This window comes from Shinella daejeonensis, from assembly GCF_024281235.1.
Lineage (GTDB): Bacteria > Pseudomonadota > Alphaproteobacteria > Rhizobiales > Rhizobiaceae > Shinella > Shinella daejeonensis.
The window spans coordinates 60692-74003 of the sequence record NZ_JAHWXY010000008.1 but is presented as its reverse complement, the minus strand read 5'-3'; the positions used below and the strand labels follow the sequence as shown (position 1 = coordinate 74003).

The following is a 13312-nucleotide window of genomic DNA, read 5'->3' as shown; positions in this document are numbered from 1 at the left end:
GATCGCATTGCGTCTTCTCATCCGCCGTCCGGCGCACTAAGCTTGCCCATCCATTTGCGAACAGACAGGCATGCCATGACCGAAACCGCTTTCTCCGCTCCCGCCGTCGACCCCATCAAACTCGACAAGCTCGCCGAAGTCGCCGTACGGGTCGGCCTGCAACTGCAAAAGGGGCAGGATCTCGTGATGACCGCGCCCGTCGCCGCGCTGCCGCTTGCCCGGCTCATCACCAGGCACGCCTATATCGCCGGCGCGGGCCTTGTCAGCACCTTCTATTCTGACGAGGAGACGACGCTGGCGCGCTACGCTCATGCGCCGGACGAGAGCTTCGACCGGGCGGCGGACTGGCTCTACGAAGGCATGGCCAGAGCCTACGCCGGCGGCGCGGCGCGTCTGGCCATCGCCGGCGACAATCCGATGCTTCTTTCCGGCGAGGACCCGGGGAAGGTCGCGCGCGCCAACAAGGCCAATTCCACCGCCTACAAGCCGGCGCTGGAGAAGATCGCCAATTTCGACATCAACTGGAACATCGTCTCCTATCCCAATCCCTCCTGGGCAAAACAGGTGTTCCCGAACGAACCGGAGGCGGTCGCGGTCCGCAGGCTCGCCGACGCGATCTTCGCCGCCTCGCGCGTCGATGTGGAGGATCCCGTCGCGGCATGGGCCGCCCATAACGCCGGCCTGGCGAAGCGCTCGGCATGGCTCAACGATCGACGGTTTTCCGCTCTGCATTTCACCGGGCCGGGCACGGACCTGACGGTCGGGCTCGCCGATGGCCACGAATGGCACGGCGGCGCCTCCACGGCGAAGAACGGCGTCACCTGCAATCCGAATATTCCCACCGAGGAAGTCTTCACGACGCCGCATGCCCTGCGCGTCGAGGGCCATGTCTCCTCCACCAAGCCGCTCTCGCATCAGGGGACGCTGATCGACGACATCCAGGTGCGCTTCGAGGGCGGCCGCATCGTCGAGGCGAAGGCCTCGCGGGGCGAAGCGGTGCTCGCCAAGGTTCTCGATACCGACGAGGGCGCACGCCGGCTCGGCGAGGTGGCGCTCGTGCCGCACTCCTCGCCGATCTCGGCAAGCGGCATCCTCTTCTACAACACGCTGTTCGATGAGAACGCCTCCTGCCACATCGCGCTCGGCCAATGCTATTCCAAGTGCTTCCTCGACGGCGCGAACCTCTCGCCGGAACAGATCCGCGCGCAGGGCGGCAATGAAAGCCTCATCCACATCGACTGGATGATCGGCTCCGGCACGGTGGACGTCGATGGCGTATACGCCGACGGAAGCCGCGTTGCGGTCATGCGCGGAGGCGAATGGGCATGACCCATCTCGGCGTCATCGGCGGCGGCGGCTGGCTTGCCGGGGCGCTCCTCCGGCCGGTGCTCGCCGACGGCCTGATCGCGCCGCCGGACCTCGTCCTCTCCTCCCGGTCGGGGGCGATCTCCGGATTCGAGGACTGGCCGGGCGTTCACACGACCACCGACAACCGCGCGCTGGTCGACGCCTCGGACGTGGTGATGCTGTCGATCCGGCCTGCCGATCTCGAGGATCTCGATATCGACCTGCGCGGGAGGCTCGTCCTTTCCGTCATGGCCGGCGTCAGCGCCGACGAGATCGCCCATCGTTTCGGCGCGGTGCGCATCGTGCGCGCCATGCCGAACGCCTGCGCCGAACAGCGCCTGTCCTTCACGCCCTGGTGCGCGACGGAAGATGTGCGCGATGACGAGGTGGAGTTCATCGAGGCCTTTTTCTCGGCTTCCGGCCGCGTCCACTATCTGTACGACGAGAGCCATCTCGATTATTTCACCGCGCTCACCGGTTCGGGCGCGGCTTTTCCCGCGCTCTTCGCCGACACGATGATCCATCATGCCGTCGAAAAGGGCATCGATCCCGAAACGGCGGAAATCGCCGTGCGCCAGCTCTTTCTCGGGGCGGCGACCCAGATGGCCCAGCTGCGCCAGACACCGGCCGATATCGTCGATCTCTTCATGGAATACCGCGGCACCACCGCCGCCGGGCTTTCCGCGATGATGGAGGCGAATATCGGCCGCGCCATCTTCCACGGGCTGGAAGCCGCCTACAAGCGGGCGGCCCAGGGCGGCGAATAGCGCCGGCCGACGCTCAAAACAGCGAGCCCTGCCGCGGCGCGGGTTTGCCCGTCTCCGGCTTTTCTGCCTTACGGCGGGGCGTTCCGCCGCCCGAGCCGGTCACCGCCTCGACGAGGCCATCGGAAAATTCGATGGCGACAGCGCGGCCCGGGCCAAGGCCCGCCGCCCCGCTCACCGGCGCGCCGGTCTCATCGCGCACCACCGCATAGCCGCGCTTCAGGACATTGCGCCAGGAAAGCGATTCGAGCATCCGGCCCTGCGCCAGCACCAGCGCCCGCCGCCGGGCAAAGTCGCCGGAAAGCGCGCTCTCACCCCGCCGGACAAGCATATCCAGCCGCTCGCGCCGCCGCTCCGCCGCGCCGGAAAACCGCGCCGGCGCGGCGCGCAGCGAGACGTCGAGGGCCGAAAGACGGGCATGCGCCTGATCGAGGCGGCGCTCCAGCAGCCGTTCGGCCCGCTGCATGTGCTCCGCCACCCTCCGGCCGCGCTCGGCAAGGCGGGCAAGCAGCATGTCGGATCGCAGATGCGCGCCGACACGCTCGAAGGAGCGGCGCTTGTTCAGCGTGTTCATCTGCAAGCCGCGCCCGAGGCCGGCGCCGGCCTCGTCGAAACGGCGGCGCGGCAGCGCGAGAAGCTGGTCGATCGAGGGAAGCGCACGGGCGAGCGCACGCAGGCCCTGCCGGCGATTGTCCATCTGCCGCATGGCCGCGCCCGCAAGCCGCGCAGCGAGAGAAGCGATCCGGGCCTCAAGCTCCGCCTTGACCGGCACCGCCATCTCGGCGGCTCCGGTGGGCGTCGGCGCACGGCGGTCGGCGGCATGATCGATCAGCGTCCAGTCCGTCTCGTGACCGACCGCCGAAATGAGCGGGATCGCCGAGGCCGAGGCCGCCCGCACGACGATCTCGTCGTTGAAGCTCCAGAGGTCCTCGAGACTGCCGCCGCCGCGCGCGACGATCAGCACATCCGGCCGCGGCACCAGGCCCTCCGACGAAAGGGCGTTGAAGCCGTCGATGGCCGCCGCTACCGCCTCGCCCGAGCCCTCGCCCTGCACCTTGACCGGCCAGACGATCACATGCAGCGGAAAACGGTCGGCGATACGGTGCAGGATATCGCGGATGACCGCTCCGGTCGGCGATGTGACAACGCCGACCACCATCGGCAGGAAGGGAAGCGGTTTCTTGCGCGCGGCGTCGAACAGGCCCTCGGCGGCGAGCTTGCGGCGGCGCTCCTCAAGCAGCGCCATCAGCGCGCCGGCGCCCGCCGGCTCCAGCGTATCGATGACGATCTGATACTTGGAGGAGCCGGGGAAGGTGGTGACGCGGCCGATGGCGATCACCTCCATGCCCTCTTCCGGCTTGAAGCGCAGTTTCGAGAAATTGCCTTTCCAGATCACCGCATCGATGCGGGCCCGTTCGTCCTTCAGCGAGAAATAGGCGTGTCCGGAGGAATGCGGGCCGCGATAGCCCGAAACCTCGCCCCGCAGCCGCACCTGATCGAAGGCCTGCTCCACCGTGCGCTTGATCGAGCCGGAGAGTTCCGACACCGAATATTCGGTGAGATTGGAAGACGAATCATTGTCGGCAAAGAAGCTCATGGCGGGAAGTTTACCGGCTTTGCCGCCGGAAGACAGCGGCGTCGCGCGGGCATCCCCAGACGATGTCAATCGTCAGGCCGCACCCGGTAGAGCCGCAGCGCGGACCCGGCGGCCATCCCGACGGGGTCGAGATAGGCCGGCACGACGCCCTTGAGGAGCGTGGCGTAAAGGCCGTCCGGCTCGGCGTCGGCGATATCGCGAACCTGCGAATCGACGGTGCAGAGGGCGACGAGCGTCACCCCCGCACCACGCAGGAAAGCCTCGGCCCGGCCGGGCTCCGACAGGCCGATATGCAGTTCCGTCAGCATGCCGCCCTGGTTGCGGTGATAGGGCGCGGAAAGCACCCGATGGACGCTGTGACGCAGGATCGGCGCACCGAGATTGGAGGCCGCGGCCACCACGCCGGCAGGCTCCGCCGCGATCGCCCCGACGGCCGCAGGGTCGATGCAGGACGAGCGGACCGATCCGGAAAGGGCCGTCTCCAGCCGCACCCGCGAAGGACCGGGCAGCAACATTCCGGCAATCGCCCAGACGGCCGGCACGGAGGCAAGCGTCAACCCGAGGAAGGCAAGGCCCCGTCTTGAGTTTTCCGGCTCGGCATTGGCGGCGCGGCGCAGGTCGGCGATCATCAGGCCGAGCGGCAGCACCGACAGGAGATTGGAGAAGATCGCGCCGCGGATCTGGATCAGCGCGATCGCCAAGGCGACGAGGATCAGGGCGAAGAGCAGGATATGCGCCTCGCGGCGATCCTTGCGCCGGATACGCCAGAGGCAGACGGCAAGGGCCAGAAGCCCCGGCGCGTAGAAACCGCCGAGGGAACCCGGATCGATACGGAACTGGGCGAGGGCCGATTGCGCCTCCACGACCCCCGAAAGCCAGAAGGTCTTCAGCAGCGGATCCAGCGTATCGAGCGGGTTGGCAAGGCACTGCGGCGCGATGGCGAGCACCGCCGCCGCCATGACGCCGCCGGCCGCGGCGAGCGCCAGAAGCCGGCCGGCAAACGGCCGACGGCTTGCCAGCGCCGCCAGAAGGAACAAGGCGCCGCCGCCGAAGACCGCAAGCGCATAGAACCCGTAGGAAAGGCTGTCGCAGGTGACCGCGCCATAGCGCGAAGGCGGGACGGTGGCGAAGAAGACGAGCGTGACGCTTGAAGCCAGCGCGAGACCGAAGGCGGCGGCTGCGGCGCGGAAGACCGCCCCCCGGACAAGCCAGCGCAGCGCCAGGGCGAGGCAGACGACGGCCACCAGCGGCGTCGTCTCCGCGCCGATGGCGATTGCGAGCCCCGCAAGGACACCGGCGATCCCGTGATCGCGCGCGCGCATGGCGGGATCGAGCAGCATGGCGACAAGCAGCGCGATCACCACGAGCTGCACGTTATGATGATCGATGGCACCCGGATCGAAGCGGCCGATCGCCAGAACCAGCAGAACCGTCAGCACCAGGCTTGCATGCATGGCCGCCCTGCCGCCCAGCCGGAACGCCGCAAGCCCGATGCCGTAAAGCAGCGGCACGATGAGCAGCGCCGGCCAGACGGCAAGCGCCAGCGCTTCCGCCCGCGGCTGATCGAGAACGATCGAGAAGACACCGACAAGATTGGCGATCGGCAGGTCGATGAGGCGCGACCAGTGCATGAGCGTGCCGCCCGCAAGGCCGAGGCGATATTGCGTCGTGTCGAACCAGCCCTGCCCCGCCAGCAGATCGCGCACCATCACGAGGCGCATCACATCGTCGTTGTCCGGCCCGACATAATCGGTGGCGAAGGGCAGCGAAAGCGCCAGCACGAGCACAATGGCGGCCAACGCATAGAACGCCGTCACCCGCAGCACCACCCCGTTGTCGTCCGTTAGAGCGGGGGGAGCCGAAGACAGGACGGCAGGCGTGATGTTCGGCACATCCGTTCCTTTTTCTACTCCTGGAAGTTGCGCGAAACCTAGCCTTAACCTTCTCAAGAAATAGTAAAACCGCGGACGGCGCATGGCGGTTCGCGCAATGGAGAACCAGGCCGTGACGGAACATCCCGATATCGCCGTCCTGCTGCCCTGCTACAACGAGGCCGGCACGATCGGCGACGTGGTGAGCGCTTTCCGCGCCGCCCTGCCTTCCGCCCGGATCTATGTCTACGACAACAATTCCACCGATTCGACGGCGCTGCGGGCGACGCTTGCCGGCGCGACGGTCCTGAGAGAGCCACGGCAGGGCAAGGGCCATGTCGTGCGCCGGATGTTCTCCGACATCGAGGCCGATATCTACGTGATGGCCGACGGCGACGGAACCTATGCGCCCGGCGACGCCCCGAGCCTCATCGATACGCTGATCGCCGAGGGCGCCGACATGGTGGTCGGCACGCGCCGCGGCGTGCACGCCGACGCCGGGCGTCACGGCCACGCCTTCGGCAACCGCCTGTTCAACCTCATTTTCCGCAAGCTGTTCGGGGACGAATTCACCGATATCCTTTCCGGATACCGCGTTTTCTCCCGCCGTTTCGCCAAGAGTTTCCCGGCCATTTCCGGCGGTTTCGAGATCGAGACGGAAATGTCGGTGCACGCCTTGCGGCTGCGCCTGCCGGTGGCCGAGGTGGAACTCGACTACGGCCGACGGCCCGAGGGATCGCATTCCAAGCTTTCCACCTTCCGCGACGGCGCGCGGATCCTCTGGATGTTCGCCATGCTGATGAAGGAAACGCGGCCCTTCGCCTCCTTTGCGGCGATCGCCAGCGGCTTCATGCTGGCAAGTCTCTTCTTCATGGCGCCGGTGGTCGCCGTTTATTTCCAGACGGGATTCGTAGAACGGCTGCCAACCTGGATCTTCTCGATGGCGCTGATGATGATCGCCTTCCTGATGTTTTCCGCCGGGGTGATCCTCGATTCACTCGCCCGCGCGCGCATCGAGCAGTTGCGCATCCATTACATGAGCCTGCCCGTGCCCGCTTCCGGCCGCCGGCCGGCCGCAAGGGCCGCTATCGCGGACCAGCAGACCGGCACGACGCAGGCGGCCTGATCCCGTCAGACCGGCTCCCAGCCGTCCTTCTCGCTGGCGCGATAGATCGCATCGATGAGCTTCTGGTTGCCGAGGGAGTTCTCGAGCGTCACCACTTCCGCGTTTTCTCCACGCGCCGCGCGGGTGAAAGCTTCGACCTGAAGCCGGTACTGGCGGGCGTCCGGGAAACGGAAAACCCGGGATCCGCCGCGGTTCTGGCTGGAAAGTTCGATTTCCTCCGCCCCGTAGCGGTCGGCGTTGAAGGGCGACTTCACCTCGATGAAACCCTTGTCGCCATGGAACACCATGACCTGCCGGTGGGCAAGCTGGGTGGAAATATAGAAGGACAGCTCGAAGCTCCCGAAATCGGCGCGGACGCTGGAATAGATATCCGTGCCGAAATCCGCATCACGATCGGTATTCGCCTGCACGCGCAGCGGCTCCTGACCAGTGGCGAAACGCGTGGTGATCGTCGGATAGACGCCGATATCCGGCAGGCCGCCACCGCCGAGCGCCGGCACGTTGCGCATGTTGGACGGATCGCGGTTGAAATAGGTGAAGGCTCCCTGCACATGGCGCAGGCGGCCGATGGCACCTTCGGCGAGCAGCGAGCGCACCTTGTGCCAGACCGGGCTGTAGGTGACCATAAACGCTTCGGAGATCAACACGCCGTTGCGCTCGCGCGCGGCGATCAGTTGCGAAATCTCGTCGGCCTTCAGGGCGATGGGTTTCTCGCAGAGCACATGCTTGCCGGCGTCGGCGGCCCGGATCGACCATTCGACATGCTGCGAGGTCGGCAGCGGAATATAGACCGCGTCGATCGTATCGGACGCGAGCATTTCCTCATAGGAACCGAAGGCGTGCAGCACGGAAAACCGATCCGCCATGGCGCGGGCCCTGGCGCCGTCCCGGCTCGCGACGGCGGTCACGATACAATTCTCCGCATCCTGAATGGCCGGCACGACCAGTTCGCGGCCGATTCTGGCGGTAGACAGGATTCCGAAACGCAGCATGACGCCCTCCTCATTCGAATGCGCAGGAAGACTAGCCATGAGGCCCGTTCCTCGCAAGCCCGCGCCCTGCGGGGTTAAAAAATCACCCCTTCCGGCGTGCAATCCCGCCCGCGCCAACCTATGTTCCCCGCATCGCCGTTCAATCCCCGACCCTGGAGGTATTCCATGCAGCTTCGTCCCCTCGGCAAGACCGGCCTATCCATCGCCCCCCTCGTCTTCGGCGGCAACGTCTTCGGCTGGACCGCCGACGAGAAGACGTCCTTCGATCTGCTCGACGCCTTTGCCGGCGCGGGCTTCAACGCCATCGACACCGCCGACGTCTATTCCCGCTGGGCGCCCGGTCATGAGGGCGGCGAATCCGAGGCGATCATCGGCAAATGGCTGAAGCGGTCCGGTATATCCCGCGACAAGGTGGTAATCGTCACCAAGGTCGGATCGGACATGGGGCAGGGCCGCACCGACCTGCGCCGGGAGTGGATCGTCGAGGCCGTCGAGAACTCGCTGAAGCGGCTCCAGACCGACCATATCGATCTCTATCTTTCGCACTGGCCGGATGCTGAGACCCCTTATGAGGAAACGCTGGAGGCCCATGCGGATCTGGTGAAGGCCGGCAAGGTGCGCGCCTTCGGAGCGTCCAATCTCGACGCCGGCCAGCTTCGCGCCTCCTTCGAGGCCGCCGACCGCGCGGGGTTGCCGCGCTACGGCGCGCTCCAGCCGGAATACAACCTCTACGACCGCGCCGCTTTCGAAGGCCCGCTGGCCGAACTGTGCCTTGAGGAGGGATTGGGCGTCATCACCTATTTCAGCCTCGCCAAGGGTTTCCTCACCGGAAAATACCGCGCGGCCGCCGACGCCGAAGGCAAGGCGCGCGGCGGCGATATCCCCGCCTATCTCGACGACAAGGGCCTGCGGGTGCTCGCCGCGCTCGACGCCGTCAGCGCGCAGACGGGCGCAAAGCCCGCGGAAATCGCCCTTGCCTGGCTGATGGCCAAGCCCGCGGTGACGGCGCCGATCGCCAGCGCCACCAGTCTCGCCCAGCTCGACAGCCTCGTGAAAGCAGCCACGCTGAAGCTCGACGCCGGACAGATGGCCATGCTCGATGAGGCCGGGGCATAGGCCCGGAAACTTTTCGAAACGAGAAAGGGCGCGCAATGTCGCGCGCCCGCGTCTGTCATGGCCGGCCGCTTTCCGGCATTCAGCGGATGCGGTCAGGCTCTCAGGACACCGCCCGTCGACTTGACGACATTCCCCACGATGCGGGCCGTCAGAGCCTCGAAATCCTCGTCGGTCAGCGTCTTGTCGGTCGGCTGGATGACCACTTCGATCGCGATCGACTTCCGGCCCTCGCCGAGCGATGCCCCCTCGAAGACGTCGAAGACGTTGACCGCGGTGATCAGCTTGCGGTCGGCACCGGTTGCGGCGCGCACGATCGCTCCCGCCTCCACCGTGCTGTCGACGACGAAGGCGAAGTCGCGCCGGACGGCCTGGAACGGAGAAAGATCGAGCGCCGGCTTCGTGCGGGTCGCCTTTTTCTTCGGCTCCGGCATGGCGTCGATGAAAATCTCGAAACCGCAAAGCGCACCGGACACATCGAGCGCGGCAAGCGCCTTCGGATGAAACTCGCCGAAGGTGCCGAGCACGATCTTCGGACCGAGACGGATCGTGCCGGAGCGGCCCGGATGATACCATGCAGGCGCGCCGGGCTTGATCTGGACATTGCCCATCGGCAGGCCGCAGGCCTCGATCACCGCAAGCGCATCGGCCTTGGCGTCATAGACGTCGACCGGCTTGCCGCCCCCCCTCGTCGCATTGGACCAGAGGCGGCCGGAACCGGCAAGCGAAGCGGTGCCGCGGCGCACACCGCCGGCGACGCGGCGCTGGCCCTCCGGACGGTCGTTCTCATATGTCCCGGACACTTCGAAAAGCGCGACATCGCCATAACCCTTGTCGGCATTGCGCCGGGCGGCGGACAAAAGGCCGGGCAACAGCGAGGGGCGCATGTCGGACATGTCGGCGGCGATCGGGTTTGCAAGCGAGAGCGACGCCGCGCCGCCGCCGAAAAGCTCGGCCTGCGCCTTCGGGATGAAGGACCAGGTGACAGCTTCCAGCATGCCGCGCGCGGCGAGCGCGCGTCTGGCGAGGCGCGACCGGATCTGAAGCGTCGTCAGGATGCGGCCGTTCACCGCGCCATGGCTTTCGAGCGGGGCCGGGCGGATCTTGTCGACGCCGTGGATGCGCATGACCTCTTCCACCAGATCCGCCTTGCCGTCGATATCCGGACGCCAGGAGGGAACGGCGACGGAGACGCGCTCGCCGGATCCCGTCACCGTGAAGCCGAGGCGCGTGAGGACATCCACGCTCTCGTCTGACGAGACATCGAGACCCGTCAGGCGCTTCACTTCGGAGACGGGAAAATCGACGGCCCTTGCGGAATATCCCCTGTAACCGACCACGTCGGCCTCCGCCGGCGTGCCGCCGCAAAGCTCCAGCACCAGTTCGGTCGCCCGCTCCAGTCCCGGCACCATGTATTCCGGATCGACACCGCGTTCGAAGCGGTAGCGCGCATCGGTGATGATGCCGTGCGAGCGGCCGGTCCGGGCGATGTTCATCGGGTCCCAGAGCGCCGATTCGATCAGCACGTCGGTGGTGTTCCCATCGCAGCCGGACTTCTCGCCGCCCATGACCCCGCCGATCGATTCGATACCGTTGTCGTCGGCGATGACGATATTGGAGGGGTTGAGCGTATATTCGCGGGTATCGAGCGCCAGCACCGTCTCGCCATCCTTCGCCCGGCGCACGGTGAGATTGCCCTTCACCTTCGCCGCATCGAAGACGTGCAGCGGACGGCCCTGGTCGAAGGTCATGTAGTTGGTGATGTCGACGAGCGCATTGATCGGACGAAGGCCAATAGCGAGCAGCCGCTGCTGCATCCAGCGCGGGCTTGGACCATTCTTCACGCCACGCACGATCCGGAGCGCGAAACCGGGGCACAGGTGACCGTCGCCGCCGAGATCGAGCCTTACCTTGACCGGCGTCTCGCCTTCCACCTCGAAGGACGGGGGCTTCGGGGTCCTCAGCGTGCCGAGGCCGGAGGCCGCAAGATCGCGGGCGATGCCGAAAATGCTGGTGCAGTCCGGACGGTTCGGCGTCAGGTTGATCTCGATGACCGGATCATCGAGGCCGGCATAGGCGGCATAGCTTTCGCCGACCGGCGCGTCATCGGGCAGGTCGATGATGCCGTCGTGGTCGTCGGAGATTTCCAGCTCCTTTTCCGAGCACATCATGCCGCGGCTCTCGACGCCGCGAATGGTGCCGATGGCAAGCGTCACGTCGATGCCGGGCACATAGGTGCCGGGCGCCGCGAACGCGCCGACGAGGCCGGCACGCGCGTTGGGCGCGCCGCAGACGACCTGGACGGGATCGCCCTTGCCGGTATCGACCATCAGGACGCGCAGCTTGTCGGCATTCGGATGCTGTTCGGCCGAGACGACCCTGGCGATCACGAACGGCCTGAAGGCCGCCTTGTCGTCGACCTCCTCCACTTCGAGGCCGATCGCCGTCAGGCGCTCGCAGATCTCGTCGAGCGTGGCGTCGGTGTCGAGATGATCCTTCAGCCAGGAGAGCGTGAATTTCATGGTTTTCTCCTTGGGTGCCGGTTATGCGCTCAAACCGCCGAACAGGGTCGGCATGTCGAGCGGGCGGAAGCCGTAGTGGCTGAGCCAGCGGACGTCGGCGTTGAAGAAATCGCGCAGGTCCGGCATGCCGTATTTCAGCATGGCGATGCGGTCGAGGCCCATGCCCCAGGCAAAGCCCTGATATTCGTCCGGGTCGAGCCCCCCGGCGCGCAGCACGTTCGGATGGACCATGCCGCAGCCGAGAATCTCCATCCAGTCCGTACCCTCGCCGAACTTGACGATCGGGCCTGACGAGCGGTCGCACTGGATGTCGACCTCGAAGGACGGCTCGGTGAACGGGAAGAAGGACGGGCGGAAGCGCATGGTGACGCCATCGACCTCGAAGAAGGCCTTGCAGAATTCCTCCAGCACCCAGCGCATGTTGGCGACATTCGCCTTCGTATCGACCACAAGGCCTTCGACCTGATGGAACATCGGCGAATGGGTGGCGTCCGAATCCTGCCGGTAGGTCTTGCCGGGGATGATGATGCGGATCGGCGGCTTTTGCGCCTCCATCGTGCGGATCTGCACCGGCGAGGTATGCGTGCGCAGCACCTTGCGCTCGCCCGTCTCATCGGCCGGGAAGAAGAACGTGTCGTGCATTTCACGGGCCGGATGGCCCTCGGGGAAATTCAGCGCCGTGAAATTATAATAGTCCGTTTCGATATCCGGGCCTTCGGCGATGGAAAAGCCCATATCGGCGAAGATCGCGGTGATCTCGTCGACGATCTGGCTGATCGGATGGATGCGGCCGCGCTCGGCGGGCGATGCGCGCACCGGCAGGCTGACGTCCACCGTCTCCGCCAGGAGACGCGCCTCGATCGCCGCATCGCGCAGCACCGTCTTGCGCGCGCCGATCGCATCGGCCACGCGGCTCTTCAGCGCGTTGATCGCCGCACCGCGTGTCTGGCGCTCTTCCGGCGACATGCCGCCCAGCGTCTTCAGAAGCTCGGAGACCGAGCCTTTCTTCCCGAGGGCGCCGACACGGACCGCCTCGATGGCCGCCTCGTCCCCGGCGGCGGCCACGTCGGCCATGAGCTGATGTTCAAGAGTATCGAGTTCAGTCATCTTTACCTGCTTTGCTGGCACCAGCCGGGCGAGGGATCTCGCAAACCCGCGACAGATAGCGGGTTGCGGCAAGGAAGCGTCGCAGATCACTACCCATGTGCATCCGCCCGATCAATCGGGTGAGGGATAAAAACTTGCCGAGGAAGCCGACCAGAGCGCCAAGCTCCCGTCGCGCAGCCGCCGGCGCCGCCGTCTCCCATGCGGCGAAGGCCCGGTCGAGGGTCGCATCGCCTTCAAGCGCCCGCTGCGTCAGCTGGAGGAAAAGCAGCCACAGGTCGCGTGCCTGGGCCATGGCGAGCGGCATGACGGCTTCCGGCTCCTCCTCGAAATCCATGAAGCCGATGCGGCCGTTTTCCAGGAAGAAGTCGCGCGGGTGCGGCCGGCCGTGGCACAGGCCCTTGCCGTGGAGAGCGCCGAGATCGGCCGCGCAGGCGACGAGCAGGTCCTCATGGGCGACAGGGTCGCTCGTCCTGAGGGCGGCAAGCCGCATGCTGACGGTGCTGCCGGCGTCCGAAAGCACCACCGCGCCTGCGGATCGGTAGAGAACATGAGGGACCGGCAGGCCGCGCTCCCGGAACAGCGCGATGCGCCGTATTTCCCGCCCGACCATCGCGGACGGCGCCAGCCGGGGGGAGGCCCGCAGAAACGGCTGGCGAAACAGGCGGGCCAGAGCGTTCTGCGCCCGCATCCCGACGAGCGCCCTTTTCCGGCCATAGCGCTTGATCCACACCGCGCCGGAGGAAAGCTCCACCCGCTCGATACGCCGCGCACCGCGCGCGAGCACGGCCAGAAGCCTCTCGACATCCGCTGGCGTCACCTGCGGGGGAATGGCAAAATCCTTCAGCGTTCCGTCCCTGCCCTGCACTTGCGTCG

10 protein-coding genes are annotated in these 13312 nt (G+C 66.5%); 4 read left to right on the top strand and 6 right to left on the bottom strand.

Annotation, left to right across the window (positions count from 1 at the left end):
• The first annotated feature begins 75 nt into the window (after positions 1 to 75).
• Both KYK29_RS17080 and KYK29_RS17075 read left to right on the top strand, forming a co-directional pair.
• A complete protein-coding gene (locus KYK29_RS17080) occupies positions 76 to 1329 on the top strand; it encodes an aminopeptidase (protein ID WP_254692105.1) in 1254 nt (417 codons plus the stop codon).
• Positions 1326 to 2114 carry a pyrroline-5-carboxylate reductase family protein gene (locus KYK29_RS17075; RefSeq protein WP_254692104.1) on the top strand — a complete coding sequence of 263 codons (789 nt, stop codon included), beginning with the start codon at positions 1326 to 1328 and terminating at the stop codon, positions 2112 to 2114. The genes KYK29_RS17080 and KYK29_RS17075 overlap by 4 nt, the downstream gene beginning before the upstream one ends.
• Before the next feature lie 13 nt (positions 2115 to 2127).
• On the opposite strand, the gene xseA is transcribed toward KYK29_RS17075, so the two are convergent.
• Both xseA and KYK29_RS17065 read right to left on the bottom strand, forming a co-directional pair.
• Positions 2128 to 3708 (bottom strand): exodeoxyribonuclease VII large subunit, encoded by a 1581-nt coding sequence (gene xseA / locus KYK29_RS17070; RefSeq protein WP_254692103.1) that lies wholly within the window; start codon positions 3706 to 3708, stop codon positions 2128 to 2130.
• 65 nt (positions 3709 to 3773) lie between these two features.
• Complete coding sequence (locus tag KYK29_RS17065; RefSeq protein WP_254692102.1) at positions 3774 to 5600, bottom strand: hypothetical protein; 1827 nt, start codon at positions 5598 to 5600, stop codon at positions 3774 to 3776.
• Between the two features lie 82 nt (positions 5601 to 5682).
• Between KYK29_RS17065 and KYK29_RS17060 the strand changes: the two genes are divergently transcribed.
• The gene (locus KYK29_RS17060; protein ID WP_254692101.1) at positions 5683 to 6705 is read left to right on the top strand and encodes a glycosyltransferase; all 1023 of its coding nucleotides are present in this window, start codon (positions 5683 to 5685) and stop codon (positions 6703 to 6705) included.
• Between the two features lie 5 nt (positions 6706 to 6710).
• Here KYK29_RS17060 and KYK29_RS17055 read toward each other — a convergent pair whose 3' ends face one another.
• The gene (locus KYK29_RS17055; protein WP_254692191.1) at positions 6711 to 7697 is read right to left on the bottom strand and encodes a Gfo/Idh/MocA family protein; all 987 of its coding nucleotides are present in this window, start codon (positions 7695 to 7697) and stop codon (positions 6711 to 6713) included.
• A 165-nt stretch (positions 7698 to 7862) separates the two neighbouring features.
• Between KYK29_RS17055 and KYK29_RS17050 the strand changes: the two genes are divergently transcribed.
• Positions 7863 to 8813 (top strand): aldo/keto reductase, encoded by a 951-nt coding sequence (locus KYK29_RS17050; protein ID WP_254692100.1) that lies wholly within the window; start codon positions 7863 to 7865, stop codon positions 8811 to 8813.
• Between the two features lie 92 nt (positions 8814 to 8905).
• On the opposite strand, the gene pheT is transcribed toward KYK29_RS17050, so the two are convergent.
• From pheT to KYK29_RS17035, 3 genes are read right to left on the bottom strand one after another with little or no spacing between them, the layout of a single operon-like run.
• Positions 8906 to 11332, bottom strand: coding sequence for a phenylalanine--tRNA ligase subunit beta (pheT, locus tag KYK29_RS17045; protein ID WP_254692099.1), 2427 nt, complete (start codon positions 11330 to 11332; stop codon positions 8906 to 8908).
• Between the two features lie 21 nt (positions 11333 to 11353).
• Positions 11354 to 12439, bottom strand: coding sequence for a phenylalanine--tRNA ligase subunit alpha (pheS, locus tag KYK29_RS17040; RefSeq protein ID WP_254692098.1), 1086 nt, complete (start codon positions 12437 to 12439; stop codon positions 11354 to 11356).
• The gene (locus KYK29_RS17035) at positions 12432 to 13304 is read right to left on the bottom strand and encodes a BUD32 family EKC/KEOPS complex subunit (protein WP_254692097.1); all 873 of its coding nucleotides are present in this window, start codon (positions 13302 to 13304) and stop codon (positions 12432 to 12434) included. Before KYK29_RS17035 ends, pheS begins: the two co-directional genes overlap by 8 nt.
• Between the last annotated feature and the right edge of the window lie 8 nt (positions 13305 to 13312).